The sequence below is a fragment of the Nocardia arseniciresistens genome (assembly GCF_046764875.1).
Lineage (GTDB): Bacteria > Actinomycetota > Actinomycetes > Mycobacteriales > Mycobacteriaceae > Nocardia > Nocardia arseniciresistens.
This window is the reverse complement of sequence record NZ_JBKORD010000011.1, coordinates 233483-257735: the sequence shown is the minus strand read 5'-3', so window position 1 is coordinate 257735 and position 24253 is coordinate 233483. Positions and strand designations below refer to the sequence as shown.

The window sequence follows — 24253 nt, the reverse complement described above, 5'->3', positions numbered from 1 at the left end:
TCGCGCATCCGTAAACCTGAATAGATCGGTGGGCTATGAGCGCCACTACTTTTGACTCCGTTTCGAGCCAGGCGGCGTCCGACAGACGTTCCGAGGCAATCCACCGTTTTCTCGTCAAACCCGTCGACGCCGGTATCGCGGGATCGGTCGACGGCGGCAAGCTTCTCGAATGGATCGATAAAGTCGCCTACGCCGCGGCGGCCCAGTGGAGCGGGTGCTATTGCGTGACCGCCTACGTCGGCAACATCCACCTCGACCGGCCGATCGCGGTCGGCGAGCTGGTCGAGTTGCACGCGAACCTCGTCCATACCGGCCGCACGAGCATGCATATCCTCGTCAGCGTCTATTCGACCGATCCGACCAGGAAGCGGCCGGTGCAAACGGCGCAGTGCCTGACGATCTTCGTCGCGGTCGACGACAACCGGCAGACCGTCGCAGTCCCGCAATGGGATCCGACCACAACTCTCGAGCTGCGTCGGTATAGGCAGGCGCAGGCGAGGATTTCAGTGCGCAAGCGCATCGAGGAGGCCATGGCGGCCCAGCACTACACCGCCGAGGGCACCGCGCCGAGCGCCACGCTGCGATTCCTGGCGGCTCCGTCGGACATCAACTGGGGCGGCAAGGTGCACGGCGGCCGCACAATGGGTTGGATCGACGAGGCGGCCTATGTCTGCGGAGCGGATTGGGTTGGGCAGCACGTGATTACGTCCTACTTCGGTGGGATCCGCTTTTATCAGCCGATCGTTATCGGCCACATCGTCGAGGTCACCGCCCGGCTGATCCATACCGGGCCGCGCAGCATGCACGTCAGTGTGCACGTGACAGCGACCGATACCCACTCCGACAAACCCGCTCTCGCGGCGCACGGCCTCGCTGTCGTGGTGGCGGTCGACGGCAACGGAAAAGCGCGACCGGTCCGGCAATGGGACCCGGTCACCGAGGAGGATCGGTCACTGGAGGCGCACGCACGCCACCTCGTCGACCTGCGTTCCCAGGTCGAGCCGTTCACCTCGGCGAGTGAAATGCCCGCCGACGCCGAACCCAGCCACTTCCGCGCCCCGATGCCGGGCTGACCCATCCGAGTCGGTTGTGTAGCGCTGACCGAGACGCCCTTCGGATCCTCACCTCGAAACCGATGTGTGAGGCCTCGAAGCCGACCCGCTCGTAGAAACGGTGCGCGTCGGTACGGCATCCGATAGCGAGCAGCGGCACGCCTCGACGCTATGCGCGGGTCGTGCTGCGCTCCAGTTCCGCGAGGACCGCCCCGACGTTGGCGATGCCGTATCCGTAGTCGTAGTCGAAACCTCCGGCCTGCGCGGTCGCGGTGCGCTGCAACAGTGCTCGCAGCTGAGCGGGTGGCAACTCGGTCGCGGACCACGCGGTGCGAATCGCGGCAACCAGGCCGGCGGCGACCGGGCAGGCCGCGGAGGTTCCGGTATCCGGTTCGGTCGCGCCGAAGGCGGTTGACCCGAGGAAGTGGGTGTAGCCGCAGATATCCGGCTTGCGCGCGGTCAATCGACCCGGCCCCTGGGAGGAGTAGCCGACTCGTTGACCTTTGGTGTCGACGCCGCCGATGGCCAAGACACTCGGATGTGAGTTGGCCCCGCCGATCGGCCGATCGGTGAAGGCACAGCGATCATCCGGGCAGTCCCGCCCACAGTTGCCCGCCGCGAAGATGATGTCGGCACCGGCGGCTTCGAGCGAGCCGACGATCACGTTGAACGGGTGCGACGGATTGTCGGAGTAGTTGCCCGGTTGTCCGACGGGGAAGTCCCAGCTCGGTGCGAACGAGCCCCAGCTGTTGCTGATCACCAGTGCTCGCGTTGCGGCAGGCTGATCGGTCAGGACGGTGTGCAAGTGCGCGTAGCCGGCCAGGGCGTCGGAGAGCAGTCCGTCCATCACGGTGCTGCCTTGCCGTTTGCTCTGCAGAACCGGAATGTCGATCAGCGAGGCCTGTGGTGCGGCGATGAGTGCGTCGAAAGCACACATCGAGCCGTGGGCCACCGGGAACTCGCCTGCCGTTCCCGTGACTCCGGCAGGGTTCCAACTGCGCGCCTTGTCGATGGTCACCTGCCCGCCGCGCACCTGCGCGACTCGTGCGGCGTTGATGCCGCTATCGACGATGGCGAGCGCCACCGCTCTCCCATCCATTCCCGCCGCCGCCAGATCGCCACTGCGCAGCAGTGTTCCGACGTCGTGCCAGGTTCCGACGGCAGGGCCTCCGCCGCATGTCAGGCTGGTCTCGATGACGGGATCGGCGAAGACTCCGGTGACCACGGGTGAGCCGGTCAAGCGCGAGACATCGGCGGCGAGATCGGCGTCGGCAATCTCGCCACGCACAACCACCGACGCGTCGGCCGGTGCCATCGAGTACGTCAATTGATCGGTCTCGCCGGCGGCGGGAACGGGCCTCGGCACAGCGACCGGAGCGAACGAGCGATCCAAGACGATTCCAGGCAGATCGCCGGCGACATCGGCCGAGGCGACCGTGGTCGCGGGATCGGCAACAGCGGCAACCAGATCGGCGGAGAGGCGAAGCTGAATCAATACGCGCATGACCGACATACTGCCCGTCATCGCCGAATGCCTCGACTGGTACCTCGCGCGCGCCCTCGACCGATCGTGGGCTCAGGTGCGGTGCGGGCGCCCGGCCATCGAGTGCGACCACCATCGGTGCGGGGGTTACGGAGGTCCGTGACGTCGCGCGGTGTAGCGGATTTGCGCAGGACCGACGTGCTCGACCGGAAAAGGCTTACGCTGACGTCCGTGGATCTGCTTGTCGGTATTGATATGGGGACGGGGAGTAGTAAGGGGGTGCTCGTGCGGCCCGATGGGGTGGTGGTGGCCGAGCATCAGGTGGGGCATGAGATGTCGTTGCCGCGGCCGGGGTGGGCCGAGGTCGACGCTGTCGGCGTGTGGTGGGCGGAGGTGTGCGCGATCAGCCGGGTGCTGATGGATGCCGTGCCGCCGGGGGCGCGGATCGCGGGGATGTGTGTGAGCGGTGTCGGTCCGTGCCTGGTGTTGTGCGACGAGAACATCGAGCCGGTGCGGCCTGCCATCTTGTACGGCATCGACACCCGGGCGTCGGTGGAGATCGCTGAGCTCACCGAGTTGTTCGGCGCGGATGAGATTCTGTTGCGTTCGGGGAAGTCGCTGTCGAGCCAGGCCGTCGGCCCGAAGATCGAATGGGTGCGCAAGAACGAGCCGGAGGCGTTCGCCCGTGCGCGCCGTTGGTACGGCTCGAATTCGTTTATCGTGGCGAAGCTGACGGGCGAATACGTGCAGGACCATCACACGGCCAGTCAGTGTGATCCGCTGTATTCGATTCGCGACTTCGGCTGGAATGCCGAGTGGGCCGGGCAAATTCTGGGCGCACTGCCGTTGCCACGGCTGGTGTGGCCGTCGGAGGTGGTCGGCGTGGTGACCGCGCATGCGGCGTCGCAGACCGGGATCCCGGCCGGTACGCCCCTCGTCGCGGGCACCGTGGATGCCTATGCCGAGGCATTCAGCGTAGGTGTGCGGCATCCGGGTGATCTGATGCTGATGTACGGATCGACGATGTTCCTGGTGCAGGTGCTCGAGAAGTTCCATACGAACCCGGCGTTGTGGACGACGACGGGTGTCCAGGAGGGCACCTTCGCGCTCGCCGCGGGGACTTCGACCGCGGGCAGCCTGACCAACTGGCTCCAGAAAGTCACGGGCGGAGCGTCTTTCGACGTACTGATGGCCGAAGCCGCGGCCGTGCCGCCGGGTGCGGAGGGCTTGCTGGTGCTGCCCTACCTGGCCGGTGAGCGCACGCCGGTATTCGATCCCGACGCGCGCGGCGTCGTGGCCGGACTGACACTGCGGCACGGGCGTGGGCACCTGTTCCGGGCGGCGTACGAGGGGATTTCGTTCGGCATCCGCCAGATTCTGGAGATGTTCGACGACGCCGCCGCGCCGGTGGTTCGCGCGGTCGGTGTCGGCGGCGGACTGCGCAGTCCGGTGTGGGCACAGGCGCTCAGCGACATCACCGGATTGACCCAGCTACAGCCGGAGCAGACCATCGGCGCCAGCTACGGTGACGGGCTGCTGGCCGCGATCGGCGTGGGATTGGTTGCGCCGGATACGGATTGGGCGCGGATCGCGCGGGAGATACCGCCGGATCCTGAGCTACGCGAGCGATACGACGCCCTGTACGAGACGTGGTTGCAGCTGTATCCGGCGACCCGCGATCAGGTGCATCGCCTGGCCGGGTTCAGCTGACGGTATAGCCACCGTCGATCGGAATGTCGACCCCGTTGATCATCGCCGCGAGGTCGGAGGCGAGGAACAGTGCCGTCGCGGAAACCTCCGCGGGGAAGGCGAAGCGGCCCAGCGGGATTCGTGCCAGCATGGGGGCCGACTTGGCCTCCTCGCCCCAGACCTTGGAACCCATCTCGGTGAGCACGACGGTCGGGCAGAGGGAGTTCGCGCGCACACCGCGGGGGCCCAGTTCCAGCGCGAGCACTTTCGTCGCCATCACCAGACCGGCCTTGGACGTGCAGTACGCATAGTGTTCGGGCAGTGCGCGCAACGCGGCCGCGGAGGCGACCGTGACGATCGATCCGCCGCCCTCGCGCGCCATCGCCGCGCCGACGGTGGCGGCGAGCAGCGCGGGGGCACGCAGATTGACGGTGAGTACCTCGTCGAACGCGTCCGGCGTGAGTTCGGTGACCAGCTCCGGGTGCGAAATGCCCGCGTTGTTGATCAGGATATCGAGCCCGCCGAAGACCGCCGCGGCGTCGGCGGCCAGCCTGACCGGTGCGGCACTGTCGGACAGATCGGCGGCGACCGCTTCGACACGAACCCCATACTGTTGCTGTAGGTTTCGGGCCTGTTCGATGAGTGCTTCGCGGTCGCGACCGGACAGCACGAGCGACGCGCCCGCGCGAGCGAAGGTCTCGGCGAGGTCGGCCCCGATGCCTTTGGACGCACCGGTGATCAGCACCCGCTTACCGTCGAGTCGGATCGAATTCACCGGCTCCCCAACAGTTGTAGTGCGGTGGCGGGATCGGTGACGAGCTGGTTGAAGTACCCGGCCTTGGCCCCGGCCAGAATCGGTGCGACCTTCTCGGTGCCGACCGCTACGGCGATCCCTACCGGAATCTGTTGCAGAACAGCCAATTCCACGGCTATCAACCGATCCCTGCCTGGAAAGTCGACGGGTTCGCCCGCACGATTATAGAACCGCGAGCACACATCGCCGACGGCCTCGCGCAACGACGTGGAGGTGGTGGGAACGAACTGCGGTATATCGTCGCGCAACAGCGGTGGCGCACCGACTCCCATGAGTGTGCACCGCGCCCTCGGCCACAGATCCAGCACCCGCTGGATGGAAGGATCGGCGTGCAGGGTGTTGTATAGATCGGGTCCTGGCAGGGCCGGGGCGAACAGATAGTTCGGCCTGCCGCCGAGTTTGTTGGAGATCAGCCGGGTGATCTCGTTGGTCTGATACCACTCCTCGGGCTGATCGTTGCCGCCGACCGTGGGCACGACGAGCACGCCGGGAATGCGATCGAGGTCGAACTGTGCCACCTCGTAGACGGTGCGGCCCGACGAGACCAGCAGTACGTCGCCGGGGACGAGCCCGACGTGCGACAGTGCGCGCGAGACCGCGGGCGCGAGGTAGCTGCCCATCACCTCGACGGTCGGCTTGGCCGTAGTCGGGGCCGGTAGCGGTGCGGACAGGTATACCCGTTGCAGCCCAATGGCTTCGGCGAGGGTGACGGCGAGGTCATCGTGGTCGTCCGCGCGCGGTGCGCGCACCTCGATACGGACGATGCCCTCGCGTCTGGCCTGGGAGAGCAGCCTGCTGACGGTGGCCCGGCTGGTGCCCAGTTTGGTGGCGACCTCGGCTTGGGTGGCGTCCTCGTCGTAGTACATCTTCGCGGCGGCGTAGAGCAGCGACGGTGCGAAATGGCCGCTTTCGGCGGTCGACGACACTGGAGTGTCGGGGCTGCTGGGCATGCCCGAAGTATTCCACTGCACATCTGCTCACGCCAGTCGTTCACTGAACATTCGTTCTGGACATATGTGTCATGCGTCGGTTAATGTGATCGCCGACACAAGATGAAGGGCAGTGGCTGAATGACGGAAACGATGCAAGCGGTGATCTGCCACGGCCCCAAGGACTATCGGCTGGAAGAGGTTCCCGTCCCGGTTCCCGGACCGGGTGAGGCGCTCGTCCGGGTCGAGGCGGTGGGGATCTGCGCGAGCGACCTGAAGTGCTATCACGGCGCGGCCAAGTTCTGGGGCGATGAGACCCGACCCGCCTATGCGGAGACAGGCGTGATTCCCGGCCACGAATTCGTCGGTGAGATCGTGCAGATCAATGCCGAAGGCGCCGCTCGATGGAATGTCGAGATCGGTGACCGGGTGGTCTCCGAGCAGATTGTGCCGTGCTGGAAATGCCGTTACTGCCTGCGCGGGCAGTACCACATGTGCAAGCCGCACGACATCTACGGCTTCAAGCGCCGCACCCCCGGCGCGATGGCGAAGTACATGGTCTATCCGGTACAAGCGTTGGTGCACAAGGTATCCAAGGATCTTCCTGCCGCACACGCCGCGTTCACCGAACCGCTGTCGTGCTCACTGCACGCGGTCGAGCGCGCGGGCATCACCTTCGACGACGTCGTGGTGGTCGCGGGTTGCGGCCCCATCGGCCTCGGCATGGTCGCCGGTGCGCGGGCGAAAAGTCCGGCCCACGTGATCGCGCTCGATATGGCCCCGGAGAAGTTGGCGCTTGCCCGCGAGTGTGGCGCCGACATCGTGATCAATATTCACGACGAGGACGCGCAGGCGATCGTCATGGAACTGACCGACGGCTACGGCGCGGATGTCTATCTGGAAGGGACCGGGCATCCCTCCGCGGTGCCGCAGGGCCTGAACCTGTTGCGCAAGTTGGGAACCTACGTCGAGTACGGCGTCTTCGGCAGTGATGTGACCGTCGACTGGAGCATCATCAGCGACGACAAGGAACTCGACGTGCGCGGCGCGCATCTCGGCCCGCACTGCTGGCCCGCGGCGATCCGAATGATCGAGTCGGGCGTGCTGCCGATGGACAAGATCTGCACGCATCAGTTGCCGCTGCGCGACTTTCAGAAGGGGCTCGATCTGGTCGCCAGCGGAACCGAGTCGGTGAAAGTCTCGCTGATCCCGTCCTGACTGCCGAAGAGTTCGATGAGGAACAAGTATATGAGCAGAAATCATTTCTCCCGCCGAGAGATGCTGCGCGCCATGGGCATTGCCGGTGCCGCGGCCGCGGCGTTGCCGGTGCTCGCGGCCTGCGGGGTTGGCGGCAGTTTCAGCGCGACCAACGGGGCGGGGGAGGTGAGTGGGCCGTTCAATTGGCGGGCCGCGGCAGGCACCACCCTGAACCTGCTACAGACGCCGCACCCGTATCAGCAGTCGTTGCAACCGCTGCTGGCCGAGTTCACCCAGTTGACCGGGATCACGGTCAACGCCGACCTGGTGCCCGAAGCCGACTATTTCACCAAGCTGAACACCGAATTGGCCGGTGGCACCGGCAAACACGATGTGTTCATGCTCGGCGCCTACTTCATCTGGCAGTACGGTCCGCCCGGCTGGGTGGAGGATCTCGCTCCCTGGCTGGCGAATTCGTCCGCAACCAGCGACGAGTACGACTTCGAGGACATCTATGAGGGCCTGCGCACCTCCACCCGCTGGGACTTCGAGCTCGGCAGCCCCCTGGGCACCGGCGGCCAGTGGGCCATCCCTTGGGGCTTCGAGAACAATGTGGTCGCCTACAACAAGAGCTACTTCGATCAGCGAAAGATCAAGCTGCCCGACACCTTCGACAACTTCATCCAGCTGGCCATCGACCTGACCGACCGCTCAGCGCACAGGTACGGCATCGCTACCCGTGGGTCCAAATCGTGGGCGACGATCCATCCCGGATTTATGACCCAATTCGCCAGGGAAGGCGCGAAGGACTACGAACTCTCCGGTGGCGAGCTGAATGCGGCCATGCACTCCGATGCCGCGGTGAACTTCACCGAGAAGTGGATCGAGATGCAGCACCGGGCCGGGCCGACATCATGGACCACCTACGACTATCCGCAAGCCACAGGCGATCTCGGTGACGGCACGGCGATGATGGTCTACGACGCCGACAGCGCTACTTACCCGAAGAACAAGCCGGGCGCCAGCGCGCAGGCAGGCAATATCGCCTGGTATCCGGGCCCGGCCGGCCCCGGCGGTAACTACAACACCAACCTGTGGACCTGGTCGCTGGCGATGAACGCGCAGTCCAAGCACAAGCACGCGGCCTGGCTGTTCATACAGTGGGTCACCGGCAAGGAAGTGCTCTCGAAAGCCGTGCAGGGTGGCATCTTCGCCGATCCCGTCCGCAAGTCGGTTTTCGACGGTGTGTTCAAACAGCAACTCGGCGGCATGCCCGGGTACCTGGAGGCCTTCGAGACCGTGATCGCCAGCTCGAAGATCCAGTTCACCCCGCAGAAGAAGTTCTTCGATACCACCGAGGACTGGGCCGTCGCGCTCCAGGACATCTACGGCGGCGCGAATGCCAGGTCGCGACTGGCCAGCCTGGCCAAGACCTGTACCTCGAAGGTCAATCTGTGACCCGTGGGTCGAAGAAAGTGAGGTGGCGATGACCACTCAGTCCGTTCGCCCGCCGTCGCAGGCGGATCCTGAAGCCATCGATCCAGCGCAATCACCTGCGGTGCCGGAGATTCCGCGATGGCGTCGTTCGCTGCGGCCGTATCTGCTGTCGGTTCCCGCGGTACTTATCGTGATCGGGATCCTGTATCCGTTCGTGATCGGCGCCTACTACTCGGTTCTCAATTACGCTGCGGTGAACCCGAATCCGGTGCTCATCGGGCTGCGAAACTATGCAAGCGTGCTCGGCGACGTCGAGTTCTGGGGCAGCGTCCGCGTCACGGGCACCTTCGCGGTGGTGGCCACTGTGGTGGAAACCGTCATCGGTGTCGCAATCGCCCTGCTGCTCAACCGTTCCAGCTTGATCGGGCGGATTTTCGAGAAGGTGCTGATCCTGCCGCTGATGATCGCACCGGTGATCGCCGGAGTGATCTGGAAGCTGATGTTCAACCCGCAGTTCGGCGTGCTCAATCACGTCCTCGGTCTCGGGTCCACCTTCGACTGGCTCAGCAGTCAGAACGCGCTGTGGTCGGTGATCCTGGTCGACCTGTGGATCTTCACCCCGTTCGTCGCGATCCTGGTGCTCGCCGGAATCCGGTCGCTGCCGAAGGAACCGTTCGAGGCATCGGCGGTGGACGGCGCGAGCTGGTTCTACATGTTCCGCAAGCTGATGCTGCCGATGCTGTGGCCCTACATCCTGGTCGCGGTCATCTTCCGATTCATGGACAACCTCAAGGTCTTCGACGCGGTATACGTCCTCACCGCGGGTGGGCCCGGCGTATCGACGCGGACGCTACAAATCGGTGCGTTCGAGGACTCCATCATCAACCTCGACTACTCCCGCGGCAGCACATACATGTTCCTGCTGTGGGTGATCGTGTTCATCACCGCACGCCTCCTGGTGAGCGTGCTCGGAAAGGCGCAGCGTCGCGCTGCCGGAGCGGAGTCGTAGTCATGGCCAAGGAACTCTTACCCGGACAGCGACGGTTCACCCCGGCCTCGGTGGGCGCGGATGTGGTGCTGATCGGCTGGTTCATATTCTCACTGTTCCCGATCGTGTGGATGGTGTTGCTGGCGTTGAAAACTCCGGCGCAGCAGACCACCACCTATTTCGAGTTCAGTCCGACATTGGACAACTTCGGCACCGTGCTGAGTCAGCGCGGCACCGATCTCACCAGCGTGGATTTCAAGGCCGCACTGCTCACCAGCCTGATCAATTGCGGTGGCGCCGTGATCGTTTCGCTGGTCATCGGTATCCCGGCCGCGTACGCGGCGGGCCGATGGCAGTACAAAGGCTCCAACGACCTGATGTTCACGATGCTGTCGTTCCGGTTCGCCCCCGAGCTGATGGTGATCGTGCCGCTGTTCGTCATCTACAACCAGATCGGTCTCTTCGATACCAAACTCGGCATGGTCTGGGTGCTGCAATTGGTGACGATGCCGCTGGTTATCTGGATCTTGCGGTCCTACTTCCAGGACCTGCCGGAGGATCTGGAGCAGGCCGCTCTGCTGGACGGCTACACCCGGCGGCGAGCCTTCGTGATGATCGCGCTGCCGTTGGTCCGCCCGGGAATCGCCGCCGCCGCGCTGCTCGCATTCATCTTCGCCTGGAACAACTACGTCTTTCCCCTGATCCTGGCCGACAGCAATGCCAGCACTGTCACCGTGGCGATTACCAAATTCCTCGGAGGCGGCGGACAGGCCTACTACAACCTCACCGCCGCCGCCGCGGTCATCGCGGCACTGCCACCGCTGATACTCGCCCTCACCATCCAGCGTTATCTGGTGCGCGGGCTCTCCTTCGGGGCGGTGAAGTCCTGATGGCACACCTGACGATCAACGGCCTCACCAAGCACTACGGGAAAACCGTCGGCATCGACGGCTTATCGCTCGAGGTCGCGGACAGCGAGTTCTTCGTTGTCCTCGGCCCGTCCGGCGCGGGCAAGACCACGACGCTGAAATCCATTGCCGGACTGGTCGAGGTGGACAGCGGCTCGGTGCACATCGGCGGCACGGATATGACGAAAGTGGAGCCGTACCACCGCAATGTGGCGATGGCGTTCGAAAGTTACGCACTGTATCCGCAGCAGACTGTCGCGCAGAACCTGGCCTCGCCGCTGCGATCAGGGCGCATCGGCAAGTACTCCGCTGTCCAGCAGCGGGAACGGGTCGATGCCGTCACCACGACGCTCGGCATCGACCAGTTGCAGCAGCGGTTTCCGCGCGAACTGTCCAATGGGCAGCGCCAGCGGGTGGCGCTCGGCCGGGTGCTGATCCGCCCCGCGGATGTCTACCTGCTCGACGAGCCACTCTCGCATCTCGACGCGAAGCTGCGTGCCGCGATGCGTGCGGAACTGCGCGAACTCGGGCGCATGTCGAATACGACGACGGTGTATGTCACCCACGACTACCAGGAAGCCCTGGCGTTGGGCGACCGGATCGCCATTCTGCGCGACGGGCAACTGGTGCAGGTCGATACGCCCGAAGCCATCTGGCGCACGCCGGTGGATACCTTCGTCGCGAAGGCGCTCGGCCAGCCGGAGATCAATATCGTCGAGGCGACTCTCGACGATGGAGCGTTGCGGGTGCCGGGCAGCGGTATCGCAATTCCGGCGCCCACCCACCTGGGGCTCAGCACGAGTAGCCGTGTGCGACTGGGTATTCGGCCGTGCGATATCGAGGTGGGCGCGCGGGAAATCGATGCGCCCGGTATAGCGAGTTTGCCAGGCAGGATCACATTGACCGAGCGGCTCGGCCGCAATATCGAGGTCTCCGTCGATGTCGGCGGCGGTGCGCTGATCGCGCTGTCGCCCGGTGGACCGCACATCCGCGAAGGCGCCGATGTCGTAGTGACGGTGGCGCTGTCGGACGTGCACATCTTCGAACCCGGCGAATCCGGCAGCGACGGCCTACGTCTCGGTTCCGCCGAGGTGCCGTTTCGAGCCACCACCGGCAAGCAGTCGCCAGCGGCGAATTCCGAGGAGCAGCAGTGACAGTCGAGACCAACGTTCGGGGGTCGGTCGCACAGCGGTTGACCCTCGAACGCCTCACCAAGACCTACTCAGCACGCGGCAGGGAGAGTTTCCAGGCGGTCAAGGGTATCGAGCTCGATATCGAGCCGGGCGAATTGGTCGCTCTGCTCGGCCCTTCGGGTTGCGGTAAGACCACTACGTTACGGATGATCGCCGGTCTGGAGACGGTGACCAGCGGCGATATTCGTATCGGCGAGCGCACCATCACCGATCTGCCTCCCGGAAAGCGCGGTGTGGGTGTGGGATTCGAGAGCTACGCCCTGTATCCACCGCTCTCGGTTCGGCAGAACCTCAGCTATGGATTGAAGGCGCGCAAGGTTGCCGGTGCGGACGGCCTGGTCGCTGATATCGCCGATCGGCTGGAATTGCGGGAGCTGCTCGACCTGCGTCCCGCGGGTCTGTCCAGCGGGCAGAAGCAGCGAGTCGCCCTGGCGCGAGCACTGATCCGCAATCCGCCGGTGCTGCTGCTCGATGAGCCGCTCTCGCACCTGGACGCTTCGGCGCGGCAACGGGTACGGCGCGAATTGAAGGTGCTGCAAAGAGAATTCGGCTACACCACCATCGTCGTCACACACGACCAGGTGGAGGCATTGAGCCTGGCGGATCGGCTTGCTGTCATGGACGGCGGAATCATCCAGCAGTTCGGCACGCCCGACGAGGTGTTCGACGATCCGGCCAATCTGTTCGTCGCGGGGTTCGTCGGTGAGCCACAGATCAACGTGGTCGATGGTGTGGTTCGGCGCGACGGCACCGGTGCGGTTGTCGAAATCGGCAGCGGCACAATGCCGGTGACCGTATCCGAGGTGACCGACGGTCAGCGGGTCAAGGTGGGCGTCCGTCCGCAGGACAGCCGGATTGTCACCGGGCCCGCCGGGCCTGGTCAACTGGCCGCGTCGGTGCGCTACTTCGAGCATCTGATGGAGTTCGGCCGGGCGGCACTGGATGTGCCCGGCGTCGAGGGCACCGTACTGGTCGAGACGCCGTCGCAGGAGAACTTCGAGGCACACCAGCCGGTCGCGCTGTCGGCGCCGCCGCAGCGGGTGTACCTGTTCGATCCCGATTCCGGAAAGCGATTGCGATAGAGGTTCTTTGTCAACGGTTCTCCCGCTGAACACCGGGAGATTTCCAGCTCAGACCGCAACGACACCGGCACCCTCGGAAAGGAGGTCGAGCCGTTGTTCGACGTCCTCGACACTGCTACCCCCCGTTCTGGATCGGTGCACCACCACTTGATCCACACGCACAATGTTCCCAGGAGCACCGACATGCCCGACCAACAACGTCTCTTCCTGCACCGCAGGAACACGACAGTGTCCGAGACGAATTCCCGATGACGAGGTTGTACAACGACCCGGCGTCGTTCACCGAGGACATGCTGTCCGGTTTCCTCGACGCCAACGCCGGGTACGCCGTCGGTGTCCCCGGCGGCGTGGTTCGCGCGGCCCCCACTCGGCCAGGCAAAGTCGCCGTGGTCGTCGGTGGGGGATCGGGACACTATCCCGCGTTCTGCGGGGTAGTTGGTCCAGGTTTCGCCGATGGCGCTGTGGTCGGAAATATCTTCACTTCACCGTCGGCTGCGGCTGCCGTATCGGTCGCCCGCGCGGCGGAAGGCGGCGCGGGCGTACTGCTCACCACCGGCAACTATGCGGGCGATGTGATGAACTTCGGCCTGGCTGTCGAGCAACTGAAGGCCGACGGAATCCCGGCGCGTTATTTCGCGGTCACCGACGACATCGCCAGTGCACCAGTGGAGGAAACCGCGAAACGCCGAGGCATCGCAGGTGATTTCACGGTGTTCAAATGCGCGAGTGCGGCGGCCGAGGCGGGCTACGACCTCGACGGTGTGGTGCGGGTGGCCGCGCTGGCCAACGAGAACACACGGACACTCGGCGTCGCCTTCGGCGGTTGCACCTTGCCCGGTGCCGCGGCACCGTTGTTCACCGTCGAAAAGGGCACGATGGGACTCGGTCTGGGCATTCACGGTGAACCGGGCGTCGCCTCGCACGATATGCCGACGGCTTCGGAGCTCGCCGAGCTGCTGGTTTCGGGCGTGCTGAAGGAGAAACCCGCCGGTGCCGGTGCCCGAATCGCGGTGATACTCAACGGACTCGGTCGCACCAAGTACGAGGAGTTGTTCGTGGTGTGGGCCACCGCCGCATCGTTGCTGCGCGCTGCCGACTACTCCGTGATCCAGCCGGAGGTCGGCGAATTGGTCACCAGCCTCGACATGGCGGGTTGCTCACTGACCGTGATGTGGCTCGACGACGAGCTGGAACGGTTCTGGACCGCACCCGCGGACACTCCGGCCTATCGCCGCGGCAGCTTCATTGATACGCCTCGGGGGCGCCGCAGCACCGCTGACAATGCTGATCCGGGCCACCCTGGTGATCCGGTGATCGCCGGCGAAGCCGCCCGCCGCTGCGGTGCCGCCATCGCGACGGCCATGCACGCCGTCAGCGCGAAAATGCTTGCGGAAGAAGAGGAACTCGGCCGAATCGACGCCATCGCCGGGGACGGCGACCACGGCCGTGGCATGGTCCGCGGTACCGCCGCCGCCAGCGCGGCCGCCGATGCCGCCGTTGCTCGAGGCGCGGGCCACGGCGGCGTGCTCGAGGCCGCAGGCGACGCCTGGGCAGCGCAGGCGGGCGGCACATCGGGTGTGCTGTGGGGCGCGGCGCTGACAGCGATGGGCAGCCGACTCGGCGACACCGATATCCCCACCGATACCGACATCGTCGCAGCCTTGCGCGCCGCGTTCGACGCGCTCACCCGCCTCGGCAACGCGCAGCCGGGAGACAAGACGATGCTCGACGCGCTACTGCCACTCATCGAGGCGGCCGAACGCGGTGAGTCCTGGCCCGGTGCGGCCGCCGCCGCCCAATCGGCGGCCGAGGCGACCGCCGCGTTGCGCCCGAAGGTCGGTCGCGCTCGCCCACTGGCCGAACGCAGCCTCGGCAGTCCCGACGCGGGCGCGATCTCCCTCGCGATGTGCGCGCGAACGGTCGTCGACACATTCATCACCGAGGGAGCACACCGATGATCGAACCGCTCAGAATCGTAATCGGCTGCGACGACGCCGGTCTGGAGTACAAGAACGCGATCCAGGCCGACCTGCGATCCGATGACCGCGTTGCCGAGGTCCTCGATGTCGGTGTCGGCAACGACGAGCACACCGCCTATCCGCACGTCGCTGTCAACGCCGCGCGAATGATCGCGGACGGCAAGGCCGATCGCGCGATACTCGTCTGCGGCACCGGCCTCGGTGTCGCGATCAGCGCGAACAAAGTCCCCGGCATCCGTGCGGTCACCGCACACGACAGCTTCTCGGTGGAACGCTCGGTACTCAGCAACGACGCGCAGGTCCTGTGCTTGGGTCAACGTGTCATCGGCCTCGAATTGGCCCGCCGGCTGGCCAAGGAATGGCTCGGCTACCACTTCGACCCAGACTCGGCCTCGGCGGCGAAGGTCGCCGCCATCGGCAGCTACGAAGACTGCTGAACCGTGGGCCCGCGCGTCACAGCCAGCGTGGTCGGGTTGCCCCGATGGCCGCACGAATCCGTCTACTCGACCAGTTTTTCGCTTCGCAGCCAGTCGTAGGCGACGTCGGCGGGATCCTCTCCGTCGATGTCGACACGACCGTTGAGGTCCTGCATCAGCTCATCGGTGAGGCGCTCGGAGATTGTTGCGAGCAGGGTACGTATCTGCGGGTACTGGTCGATGATGGCGCCGCGCACGACCGCCGTGCCGCTGTAGGGCAGGAAGAACTTCTTGTCATCGTCGAGGGCGACCAGGTTCAGATTCTTGACCCGACCGTCGGTGGTGTAGATCATGCCGAAATTGCATGGGGCGCCCTTGGCTGTCGCCGTGTAGACCACGCCTGCGTCCATGCGCGTGACGTTGCCTGCCGGAACTCCGTCGGGATCGTTGTAGGGGATCCCGTATTTCTGCAACATAGGAATGAAACCGTCTGAGCGGCTGAAGAATTCGTCGTCGACGCAGAAGGTGCGGTCGGGGACCGGTAGCGCGGCCACGTCGGAGAGTGACTTCACATTCAGGCGTTCGGCATTCGGTGTCGACGCGCCGAATGCGTAGGTGTCGTTGAAGTTGGCAGGCGGCAGCCACTCCAGGTTGTGGTCGCGCTTCTCGACATCGTGGACGCGCTTCCAGAGTTCTTTCGGGTCCGAGATCGTCTCGGTTTCGTTGTGGTAATTGACCCACCCGGTGCCGGTGTACTCCCAGAGCACGTCGGCGTCGCCGTTGAGCTGGGCCTGTCGAGACGATGCGGAACCCGGTGCGCCGGTCATGTCGGTGACTTCGGCGCCCGCCGCGGCCAGGTAGGTCGCGGTGATCTTGCCGAGCAGCACACCCTCGGTGAAGCTCTTCGATGTGACGACCAGCTTCGCACCGTCCAGCGGCTGCTCACCGCCCGGCAGGCGCGTGTGGTGGAACGTTCCTGACGAGCTCACCAGACCGCACCCAGTGAGCATCGACATCGTCGCGACGCATGCGGAAAGCAGCGTGACCAGTCGGGCGTGTGGCGAGCTCATGAGATACCTCGTGGGGTCGCGGCGAGTTCGACGAGTCTGCCGAGCCAGTCGATGGTCAACGCCAGCAGCCCGACGAGGATGGCGCCGGAGATGAGCAGCTTGGGCAGGAACAGCGTGACACCGGTCGTGATCAACGTACCGAGACTGGTCGCGCCGATGAACGTGCTCAGCGTCGCGGTGCCGACCAGGATGACAAGCGCGGTGCGCACACCGTTGAGGATCACCGGCACCGCGAGCGGCAACTCGACCTGAAACAGCGTCCTGCCACCCGAGAAGCCGATGCCGCGCGACGCCTCGATCGTGCGCTGATCCACTTGCTGAAGCCCGACGATCGTGTTCTGCAGGATCGGCAGGATCGCGTACACGACGAGACCGACGATCGCCGTACGGAATCCGGTGCCCAACCAGAAGGTGAACAAGACGAGCAGGCCGACCGCGGGCGCGGCCTGGCCGATATTGGCGATGTTGACGGCGATGGGTTCGAGCCACTTCAACGTGGGGCGGGTCAGCGCGATGCCCAACGGAATCGCGACGACGACAACGATCACGGTGGCCACCACGGTCAGTTTGATGTGCTGGAGGATCGTGTTCTGCAGATTGGCCCAGTCGAGCGAAGCCTTCTCCGTCGCGGTGAACGTCGTCGACCGGTACCAGATGATGTATCCGATACCGATGACAAGGATGATGATCGGCTCGAACCATACGTCGATCGGGATGCGGCGCAGACGACTCACGACAGCCCGGCCGATCCGGGTTCGTCGTCGGCGGCGACCACCGGGGTCGGCGCCGGATCGGTTCCGTCGATGTAGGTCGCGTAGTCCTGCTCCTCGGAGCGCACGTCGGCGAGCTTGGTCCGGATCGTTTCGGTCACCGAGTCGATGCTGAGCGAGCCGACCACCGCGCCGCGGCCGTCGGTGACGAGAGTGGCGCCTTGGCTGGCCGCGAGCATGGCATCGAGCGCGTCATTGAGCGTCGAGGATCGTGCGACGACCGGCAGCCGCCGATCGAGGTAGTCGGAGACCTCCGGTTTGGTCGCCACCTCCGTGAGCGAAGGCCACGACCGCGGTCGCCCGGCCCGGTCGACGACCACGACCCAGGTATATCCGGCAGCCCTCGCGCGCTCGATCACGGCCTTCGACGATTCGCCGACCTGAGCGGTCATCACCTTGTTGTATTCGACGTCGCGCACCCGCGATACGGTCAGATACGCCAGCTTCGCGCCGGAGCCGACGAACTCCTCCACGAACGGCGTTGCCGGGTCGGTGAGGATCTCCTCGGGGCGCGCGTACTGCTCGACGTGCCCTCCTTCGGACAGGATGAGCACCTTGTCGCCCAGTTTGGTGGCTTCCTCGAAGTCGTGCGTGACGAGCACGATGGTCTTGCCGAGTTCGTGCTGGATCGCGATCAGACTGTCCTGCAGGCGAACCCGGGTGATCGGGTCGACCGCGCCGAACGGCTCGTCCATGAGCAGCACCGGCGGGTCCGCCGCGAGTGCGCGTGCGACGCCGACCCGCTGCTGTTGTCCACCGGACATATCCTTGGGCAGCCGGTCGGCGAAGGTGCCGGGGTCGAGGCCGACCAGATCGAGCAGGTAGTCGGTGCGCTCGGCGATCCGCTTCTTGTCCCAGCCGAGCACCCGCGGAATGGCGCCGACATTCTTGGCAACCGACCAGTGCGGGAACAGGCCACCGGACTGGATGACATACCCGATCGACTGCCGCAGCTTGTCGGGGTCCTCCCTGGTGACGTCGCGACCCCCGATGAAGATTCGGCCTTCGGTCGGCTCGATCAGCCGGTTGATCATCTTGAGCGTGGTTGTCTTGCCGCAACCGGACGGGCCGACGAACGCGACGATTTCGCCCGCCTCGATCTCGAGGTCGAGGCGCTCGACCGCAGCCGTCTGCTGGCCCCTGTAGCGCTTGACGACCGAGTCCAGGTGGATGGACGCACCGGTTACATTCCGCTCCGATGTCGTCGGAGCAGGCTGGCTGGTCACAGCATCAGTCATCGGGGGTTTGGCGCAGCTGCTCCCTCCTGTACGGGGGAGAGGACGCGCCATCCTCCTTCCAGAGGTTGGGTCGCGAGGATGTGTCGGTGGTGTCGGTTACATTGCCGGGTATGACCGAGGTGGTGCGGTATCGCTACCGGCTGCGCCCTGGGGTGCAGGCTGAGCGGGCGCTGGTCGCGGAGTGGCATCGAACTTTCCGATGCTCCGACTGTGGTTTCACCGCTTGTCGGGATCGGAACGCTGCCAGGGTGGTTCTGGTTGTGGCAGAACGCGGCCACATCAGTGTTGAAGATGTGAGACAAGCGGGTCACCTCCTTCGGGTGGGTGGTTCGGTTGCGGTCTGAGCTGTGAATCTCCTGCCTTCACGCAGGAGAAGCGTTAAGACAATCCTTTTGCGATCGTGAGGCGTCCGAGCAGGACGAGGAGTGCGTCGAATACCAATGCGATGATGACGATGAGGATGGTGCCCGTCAGTGCCATTTCGAGGGCGTTCGCGCCGCCGAGGCGCGAAAGGCCGTTGAAGATCAGCGATCCGAGGCCGGGCCCGAGGACATACGCGACGATGGCGGCGACGCCGACGATCATCTGTGTGGACACCCTGATCCCGGTGAGGATCACCGGCCAGGCGATCGGCAATTCGACGGTCAGTAGAATGCGCCATCGCGAAAAGCCGATGCCTCGTGCGGATTCGACGACCGAGGCGGGCACCGACCGCAAGCCGACGATCGCGTTGCCGATCACCGGCAACGCCGCGAAGAACGCCAGCATGATGAACGACGGGACCACGCCGAGTCCGAACGGGACCAACAGCAGCGCCAGCAGTGCCAGCGAAGGAATCGTCAGTGCGACCCGGCTCGAGGTCAGGGAAAGCGCGGACAACAGCGGGAGCCGATAGACCGCCACGGCGATGAGAACAGCGACGACAGTCCCGACCAGGACGGTCTGAAACGCCAGTGAGGCATGTTGATAGGTGAGGAACGCCAGAACGTCTTCCCGTCCTCGGACGTAGCTCCATAAATTCACGGGATTCCCATCGTCCGCCGAGACCAGTCGGTACTTGCCTGCGCGAGCCGTCAAAGAGTAGTCGTTGCAGAGCATTCGGCCCTAGAGGACGCGCGGCGGCGACTCGCCGATCTCGCAGTTGTTGCGGGCCGCTACCTGCGGCGAAACAATTCGGAGCGCGGCGATCCACAGTTTCACTCACGATGAGTTCAATGCGCGCATATCGCGCTGTCGGCCGCGCACACGGGCTGCCACTCATCCTGTTGGTCGCTGACACCGCTGCTGCCGAACGTGACGCCGCTCGACCCCGAGCAGTTCAGCGAACGGCTGCTGGACCAACTCGATCTCGTCGAATCCGACGTTCGGACTGTGCCGCCGCTCCCGCAGCATGCCCCCGTCACGGTGACAAGGCCCTCGCCGAAGTCGATCCCTCGCCGAAGTCGATGTGCAACTCGGCGTTACCGGCGTCGACCGCCCGCACTACCCCACAGGCACTGCTGAACGGCCCCTCCGGAAAAAGACGACATCACCTGGCGCATATTCGGTAAACCCCACGCCGCCAGCGTAATTCAAGTTCCGCGGGGTCGCCTTCCCTGTCGAGCCGATGGCATACTCGCCCAATGCTTTTCAGGGAGAGGTCGATTATCCCGGCTGAAAACCATAGAGCGCTCTGTGCTGGAAGTTGCTCAATGGCAGACGAACTCGCCGCCAGGTCGATGAACGCCGTCACATAGATCTCCCCAGCAGTGGCGAACCGTCCGGTCGCGGTGATCGTATTCTTGAGATTGCGCCCGGCTGGTAATCGAGTTTTCTCGTCGATATGCGGCATACCCCCACGGGGATGGGTGGCGCGGGCCCGGCGCGGTTGGGTGGGCCGATCAGGTGAGTATCTTATGTACGGTCAAACGAAAGTGGGGATTGACGCACATGGTATCTACCGTAATGGAAGCGACGTCTCGAACCGAGTTCGAGGTCGCCGGAAATCTCGACGAAGAGTTGGCGGAATTCGTCCGCCTTCAGGATATGCAAGACACCTATCTCGCCTCGATACATACTGCCTTCAGTTCGTTCCCGACGTGCTGTTCGTGACGGTATAGGTGCCAGCGCGCCGTGATATCTGACCACGTGCAGGCTACTGCTCGATTGGCGCGCTGGCGCAATGGGGTGCCGTTCGAGGCAGACGACTCGAACGGCACCACCATCCCCGGCGCCGTGCTATCCGGTGATGAGCTGTGGCGGCTTCGGCTCGCGACCGGCGGGCTGGACGAGGAGCGGTTACTGACCCTGCTCGCAGACCGGAGTCCGGACCGCGATAATGCGAAGGCGGTCGATATCCTGTGCTGCGCGACCTCCGCGCGAATCGATACGGATCGACCGTTCCTGGTAGCGACGGGCGGCTTGGTAAAACGCGTGCGTCATACGCTTTGTGCGCGACTGCATGCCCTGCTGACCGGTGCCGACGACAATATCGTGCGGCTGTTTCGCGACCCGGACGCGCTCATTGCCGAGCTGGTACGCGGCGGACTCTGTGCAACGTTGGACACCATGTTGAAACGCTCCATGGTTTCAGAGTTGGCCAAGGAGAGGGCGGCGAACATCCTGACGGGCAGTACCGCGGCCCAGCGATTCGCCTCCTTTATAAAACGGTTTACCGAACCAGATCGGCGACGAGCTCTCTATAGCGATTATCCGTTATTAGGGGATCGGATCATTGTCGTCGCCGAACTATGGCAAGAGTACGCAGAAGAGTTTCTACAACGACTCGTGACCGATCTGCCCGATCTACTCGAAAGGCTCGGGGCAGCTTCCGATAACGATCACCTGGTCGAAATCAGGACAGGGCTCGGCGATTCACACCGGGGTTCCCGATCCGTCGCGATGATCGAGTTCGCTTCCGGCTGGAAGGTTGTGTACAAGCCGCGGCCGTCGGGGGTCGACGCGCACTTCCAGGATCTGGTGATGTGGATCAACGACCGTGTCGAGGGACTCGGACTTCGAACTGTGCGGTGCCTCGACCGCGGTGCGTACGGCTGGACGGAGTTCGTCGAGTCGCGACCGTGCACGAGTGAACGTGAACTGCACACCTTCTACCGAAGACAAGGTGCGCTGCTGGCCGTGTTGTACGTGATGCATGCCAACGACATCAGCGCCGAAAACCTGGTCGCCGCAGGCGATCAACCGGTGCTGGTCGATCTGGAAACCCTTCTTCAGCCGCGCCTCGAAGTGCTGCGCCGCGCCGAACGGTCACCGGCGGAGGCCGCCGCGGCCGACCTCGTTGCCAGCTCGGTCATTCATGCGGGGTTGTTGCCCTCGGGCAAGTCCGGATGGGCCGAGCTCGCGGGTATGAGCATCAACGACGGCTCGGCGCTGAGCACGGTACGAATCCCGCACGTCGAATCGGCCGGCACCGACCTGATGCGCATTCGACTACAGAAGGCGGCTGTGCCGCGCAGTAACAACCAGCCGAATCAGGCAGTGGGTACAGTGCGATTGCGGGACTACGTCGACCCTGTGGTCGTCGGTTTCAGCGAGGTGTACAACGTCCTGCGCCGCCATCGCGTCGAATTGACTGCGCAGCACGGTCCGCTCGCCGCGTTCCGCGACGACGAAGTCCGCGTGCTTCTTCGTGACACCAGCACCTACGGCATGATTCTCGGGATGTCGTTTCACCCACAGTTGCTGCGAAACCGGTGGGATCAGCAACAACATCTCGACCTGTTATGGCGAGAGGTCGCAACCAAGCCCGGTCTGGCCGCGGCGACCGAGGGGGAACGGTATGCGTTGTGGCGTGGGGATATTCCCGCATTCGCCGCACGGGTCGATAGCACCGCTGTCCTGGACGACCGAGGCGTAGCCGTCCTCGAGACCGGCGTGAGTTCCGGTTGGCAGATGGTCAACGAACTACTCGACCGCCTCGACGACGAGGATCTCGCGCGGCAGGTCTGGCTCATTCGTGCCTGCATGCTGACCAATGGTGTGCGATGGGACCAACCGGTCATACTCGCCAGGGACGCTCATGTCCCATCGATCGTGCCGGTCGACACCGGACCACTGCTCGCGGTAGCGCAGGCGGTGGCCGAACGGCTTGCCGAACTAGCGGTCGAAGACTCGCAAGGCGCGGTCTGGCTAGGAGTGCACACGAGCGCTGGTTCGAACTGGCAGGTCGGCGTGGTCGGTCCCGATCTCTATGCCGGCGGTCTCGGAATCGCGCTGTTCCTTGCCCATTACGCCGAGATCAGCGGGGAAACCGCGCACCGGGACCGGGCACGCCGGGCGGTCACCTCGGCACTACGGCAGATCGAACGCGGTCAACTCGCCCACGGCGGTGGTGAATTGGGGCTGCTCGGTCTCGGCGGAGCGGTATATGCGTTGTCGGAGCTCGGCACGCTGTGGGCCGACGATGGACTGATTTCGGCTGCGCGGGAACTCGCGGCCACGATGTCGCCATTGATCGACCGTGACGAGGAATTCGCGGTGATGGACGGCACCGCCGGAGCACTGCTCGGCGTGGGCGCATTGGCGCGGACCGGGCGTGGCAATGGGATCAGCGACGTCGTTCGGCGCGCGGCCGACCGACTGCTGGCGGCGCAGGGCGCCACGAGCGGTCACGCGGCGTGGCTGCCACGGGGGATGCAGGAGCTCGGGCTCATTCGGCAGCCGCTGGCCGGTTACGGGCACGGCGCCTCCGGTATCGCGTCGGCGCTCGTCCGCGCGACGGAAGTGCTCGGCGACGAACGCTATATCGAAGCAGCGCTGCGGGCCGTGGATTACGAACGAGAGCTGTTCGACGTGCAGCGCAACAACTGGCGCGACATACGTGAGCTTTCCGGTCCCGACGGGCTCGCGGTCGAGAAGCACGGTGATTGGACGGCGACGGAGGGCAATTCGATTGCCTGGTGCCACGGCGCGGCGGGCATCGGCCTCACTCGACTCCACATTCTGCGGCACCACGACGGTGCGCGAATTCGCGCGGATCTTGATGCGGCGCTGGAGACAACACTGCGCGGCGGCTTCGGAAACGGGCACTCCCTATGCCACGGCGATTTCGGCAGTTTGGAGCTGGCCGTCGCGGTAGCCACCGAGTGGGCGGATGACGAGCTGTGGACCCGCCTTCGGCGGCACGCCGCCACGGTCGTCGAGGCCATCACGCATCAAGGATGGCGCTGCGGCCTCTACCGCGATCTCGAGGTGCCCGGGCTGTACACCGGACTGGCAGGCATCGGCTTCGGCGCACTTCGCGTGTGCGCGCTACCAGGCGGACCCGCGTCACTCAACGGGGGACCGCAGCTGCCCGAATAGGCGGGACGCGGCACGCCCCATCTGTGGGAAGCACACCGTTCGGCGAACTGGCACAGTGCGACCACAGTGTCAGCCCACAAGCGGAGGGAAAGACGAATGAGTCTCAGCGGCAAGAAGATTCTCGATGTAGTGAGCAGCCGTCACATGGTCGTGGCGGTGCTGGCGACGATCACCGGCCTGTACTACCTGCTCGTCGCGCTGACCAACACCATGGACACCGAAACGAATCGGCACGCGGTAGGCGCGGTGCTGTCGATGAAAGCGACGATCCACAATCCGGGTGTCGATTGGCGAGCCGTCACCAACAGCACTGTTGCCAACATCGCCTATGTCCTCATTGTCATCTGGGAGTATCTGACCGCGTTCGTGCTGCTTGCCGCCGGTGGGGTGTGGTCCCGGGTACTGACGGGGCGGCCGCGCGGCCTGGATACCGCAGTGAAGTTGTCGAGCCTCGGCTGGACGATGGGGATCGTGTTGTTCCTCGGCGGATTCCTGACCATCGCGGGTGAGTGGTTCCGTATGTGGGGCAATGATGACGTCAACGCCTCATCGGCCGCCCTCCAGAATTTCCTGATCGCCGCTGTCGGACTGATCCTGGTGCACTTGCCCGAATCGGCTGCCCAGCAACCTGTTTCGGTACCGTCCGAACCGAAGGCGCAGGATTAGGTTCACCGATTACTCCTGTCTCTCAGCGTGGCGGCCCTAGC

Annotated in this window: 19 protein-coding genes; 12 read left to right on the top strand and 7 right to left on the bottom strand. The window is 64.8% G+C overall.

The genetic code is table 11. The annotated features are described in order from the left end of the window. Positions 1 to 35 precede the first annotated feature (35 nt). Positions 36 to 1073 carry an acyl-CoA thioesterase gene (locus ACLMAJ_RS21845; protein ID WP_412015632.1) on the top strand — a complete coding sequence of 346 codons (1038 nt, stop codon included), beginning with the start codon at positions 36 to 38 and terminating at the stop codon, positions 1071 to 1073. Between the two features lie 148 nt (positions 1074 to 1221). Here the strand turns inward: ACLMAJ_RS21845 and ACLMAJ_RS21840 are convergent, their stop codons facing one another. Then, on the bottom strand, positions 1222 to 2556 hold the full coding sequence (locus tag ACLMAJ_RS21840; RefSeq protein WP_412015631.1) for a S8 family serine peptidase: 1335 nt from the start codon (positions 2554 to 2556) through the stop codon (positions 1222 to 1224). Positions 2557 to 2766: 210 nt separating this feature from the next. Between ACLMAJ_RS21840 and ACLMAJ_RS21835 the strand changes: the two genes are divergently transcribed. Next, positions 2767 to 4245, top strand: coding sequence for an FGGY-family carbohydrate kinase (locus ACLMAJ_RS21835; protein ID WP_412015630.1), 1479 nt, complete (start codon positions 2767 to 2769; stop codon positions 4243 to 4245). On the opposite strand, the gene ACLMAJ_RS21830 is transcribed toward ACLMAJ_RS21835, so the two are convergent. Continuing rightward, positions 4238 to 4999 (bottom strand): SDR family NAD(P)-dependent oxidoreductase, encoded by a 762-nt coding sequence (locus ACLMAJ_RS21830; RefSeq protein WP_412015629.1) that lies wholly within the window; start codon positions 4997 to 4999, stop codon positions 4238 to 4240. The genes ACLMAJ_RS21835 and ACLMAJ_RS21830 overlap by 8 nt on opposite strands. Next, entirely contained in the window at positions 4996 to 5988 is a 993-nt protein-coding gene (locus ACLMAJ_RS21825; protein WP_412015628.1) for a sugar-binding transcriptional regulator, read from the bottom strand. The genes ACLMAJ_RS21830 and ACLMAJ_RS21825 overlap by 4 nt, the downstream gene beginning before the upstream one ends. 120 nt (positions 5989 to 6108) lie before the next feature. Between ACLMAJ_RS21825 and eltD the strand changes: the two genes are divergently transcribed. The 8 genes from eltD (at position 6109) to ACLMAJ_RS21785 (ending at position 15188) form a co-directional block, all read left to right on the top strand. After that, a complete protein-coding gene (gene eltD, locus ACLMAJ_RS21820; RefSeq protein ID WP_412015627.1) occupies positions 6109 to 7185 on the top strand; it encodes an erythritol/L-threitol dehyrogenase in 1077 nt (358 codons plus the stop codon). A 30-nt stretch (positions 7186 to 7215) separates the two neighbouring features. Then, the gene (locus ACLMAJ_RS21815; RefSeq protein ID WP_412015626.1) at positions 7216 to 8622 is read left to right on the top strand and encodes an ABC transporter substrate-binding protein; all 1407 of its coding nucleotides are present in this window, start codon (positions 7216 to 7218) and stop codon (positions 8620 to 8622) included. 28 nt (positions 8623 to 8650) lie between these two features. After that, positions 8651 to 9610, top strand: a complete 960-nt coding sequence (locus ACLMAJ_RS21810; RefSeq protein ID WP_412015625.1) for a carbohydrate ABC transporter permease — start codon at positions 8651 to 8653, stop codon at positions 9608 to 9610. Positions 9611 to 9612: 2 nt separating this feature from the next. Then, the gene (locus tag ACLMAJ_RS21805) at positions 9613 to 10479 is read left to right on the top strand and encodes a carbohydrate ABC transporter permease (RefSeq protein ID WP_412015624.1); all 867 of its coding nucleotides are present in this window, start codon (positions 9613 to 9615) and stop codon (positions 10477 to 10479) included. Continuing rightward, positions 10479 to 11651 carry an ABC transporter ATP-binding protein gene (locus tag ACLMAJ_RS21800; protein ID WP_412015623.1) on the top strand — a complete coding sequence of 391 codons (1173 nt, stop codon included), beginning with the start codon at positions 10479 to 10481 and terminating at the stop codon, positions 11649 to 11651. Before ACLMAJ_RS21805 ends, ACLMAJ_RS21800 begins: the two co-directional genes overlap by 1 nt. After that, entirely contained in the window at positions 11648 to 12772 is a 1125-nt protein-coding gene (locus ACLMAJ_RS21795) for an ABC transporter ATP-binding protein (protein WP_412015622.1), read from the top strand. The genes ACLMAJ_RS21800 and ACLMAJ_RS21795 overlap by 4 nt, the downstream gene beginning before the upstream one ends. 248 nt (positions 12773 to 13020) lie before the next feature. Continuing rightward, entirely contained in the window at positions 13021 to 14730 is a 1710-nt protein-coding gene (locus ACLMAJ_RS21790; protein ID WP_412015621.1) for a dihydroxyacetone kinase family protein, read from the top strand. Beyond that, positions 14727 to 15188 (top strand): ribose-5-phosphate isomerase, encoded by a 462-nt coding sequence (locus tag ACLMAJ_RS21785; protein ID WP_412015620.1) that lies wholly within the window; start codon positions 14727 to 14729, stop codon positions 15186 to 15188. The genes ACLMAJ_RS21790 and ACLMAJ_RS21785 overlap by 4 nt, the downstream gene beginning before the upstream one ends. 62 nt (positions 15189 to 15250) lie before the next feature. Here ACLMAJ_RS21785 and ACLMAJ_RS21780 read toward each other — a convergent pair whose 3' ends face one another. The 4 genes from ACLMAJ_RS21780 to ACLMAJ_RS21765 all read right to left on the bottom strand — a co-directional run bounded on the left by ACLMAJ_RS21780 (position 15251) and on the right by ACLMAJ_RS21765 (position 19268). Beyond that, the gene (locus ACLMAJ_RS21780) at positions 15251 to 16237 is read right to left on the bottom strand and encodes a glycine betaine ABC transporter substrate-binding protein (RefSeq protein ID WP_412015619.1); all 987 of its coding nucleotides are present in this window, start codon (positions 16235 to 16237) and stop codon (positions 15251 to 15253) included. Then, the gene (locus tag ACLMAJ_RS21775; protein ID WP_412015618.1) at positions 16234 to 16971 is read right to left on the bottom strand and encodes an ABC transporter permease; all 738 of its coding nucleotides are present in this window, start codon (positions 16969 to 16971) and stop codon (positions 16234 to 16236) included. Before ACLMAJ_RS21775 ends, ACLMAJ_RS21780 begins: the two co-directional genes overlap by 4 nt. Next, positions 16968 to 18245: an ATP-binding cassette domain-containing protein gene (locus tag ACLMAJ_RS21770; RefSeq protein WP_412015617.1), complete on the bottom strand. Its 1278-nt coding sequence runs from the start codon at positions 18243 to 18245 to the stop codon at positions 16968 to 16970. The genes ACLMAJ_RS21775 and ACLMAJ_RS21770 overlap by 4 nt, the downstream gene beginning before the upstream one ends. Positions 18246 to 18623: 378 nt before the next feature. Next, positions 18624 to 19268, bottom strand: a complete 645-nt coding sequence (locus ACLMAJ_RS21765) for an ABC transporter permease (RefSeq protein WP_412015616.1) — start codon at positions 19266 to 19268, stop codon at positions 18624 to 18626. Positions 19269 to 20357: 1089 nt separating this feature from the next. Between ACLMAJ_RS21765 and ACLMAJ_RS21760 the strand changes: the two genes are divergently transcribed. Together ACLMAJ_RS21760 and ACLMAJ_RS21755 are read left to right on the top strand one after the other, a co-directional pair. After that, entirely contained in the window at positions 20358 to 23546 is a 3189-nt protein-coding gene (locus ACLMAJ_RS21760) for a type 2 lanthipeptide synthetase LanM family protein (RefSeq protein ID WP_412015615.1), read from the top strand. A gap of 96 nt (positions 23547 to 23642) precedes the next feature. After that, the gene (locus tag ACLMAJ_RS21755) at positions 23643 to 24212 is read left to right on the top strand and encodes a DUF2165 domain-containing protein (protein WP_412015614.1); all 570 of its coding nucleotides are present in this window, start codon (positions 23643 to 23645) and stop codon (positions 24210 to 24212) included. Positions 24213 to 24253: the final 41 nt, after the last annotated feature.

Excerpts from the sequence above, each read along its gene's own strand:
- ACLMAJ_RS21840 (WP_412015631.1), bottom strand. The coding sequence starts at position 2,556 with ATGCGCGTATTGATTCAGCTTCGCCTCTCCGCCGATCTGGTTGCCGCT.
- ACLMAJ_RS21815 (WP_412015626.1), top strand. The coding sequence starts at position 7,216 with ATGAGCAGAAATCATTTCTCCCGCCGAGAGATGCTGCGCGCCATGGGC.
- ACLMAJ_RS21810 (WP_412015625.1), top strand. The coding sequence starts at position 8,651 with ATGACCACTCAGTCCGTTCGCCCGCCGTCGCAGGCGGATCCTGAAGCC.
- ACLMAJ_RS21770 (WP_412015617.1), bottom strand. The coding sequence starts at position 18,245 with ATGACTGATGCTGTGACCAGCCAGCCTGCTCCGACGACATCGGAGCGG.
- ACLMAJ_RS21780 (WP_412015619.1), bottom strand. The coding sequence starts at position 16,237 with ATGAGCTCGCCACACGCCCGACTGGTCACGCTGCTTTCCGCATGCGTC.
- eltD (WP_412015627.1), top strand. The coding sequence starts at position 6,109 with ATGACGGAAACGATGCAAGCGGTGATCTGCCACGGCCCCAAGGACTAT.
- ACLMAJ_RS21845 (WP_412015632.1), top strand. The coding sequence starts at position 36 with ATGAGCGCCACTACTTTTGACTCCGTTTCGAGCCAGGCGGCGTCCGAC.
- ACLMAJ_RS21805 (WP_412015624.1), top strand. The coding sequence starts at position 9,613 with ATGGCCAAGGAACTCTTACCCGGACAGCGACGGTTCACCCCGGCCTCG.
- ACLMAJ_RS21825 (WP_412015628.1), bottom strand. The coding sequence starts at position 5,988 with ATGCCCAGCAGCCCCGACACTCCAGTGTCGTCGACCGCCGAAAGCGGC.
- ACLMAJ_RS21785 (WP_412015620.1), top strand. The coding sequence starts at position 14,727 with ATGATCGAACCGCTCAGAATCGTAATCGGCTGCGACGACGCCGGTCTG.
- ACLMAJ_RS21755 (WP_412015614.1), top strand. The coding sequence starts at position 23,643 with ATGAGTCTCAGCGGCAAGAAGATTCTCGATGTAGTGAGCAGCCGTCAC.
- ACLMAJ_RS21790 (WP_412015621.1), top strand. The coding sequence starts at position 13,021 with ATGACGAGGTTGTACAACGACCCGGCGTCGTTCACCGAGGACATGCTG.
- ACLMAJ_RS21800 (WP_412015623.1), top strand. The coding sequence starts at position 10,479 with ATGGCACACCTGACGATCAACGGCCTCACCAAGCACTACGGGAAAACC.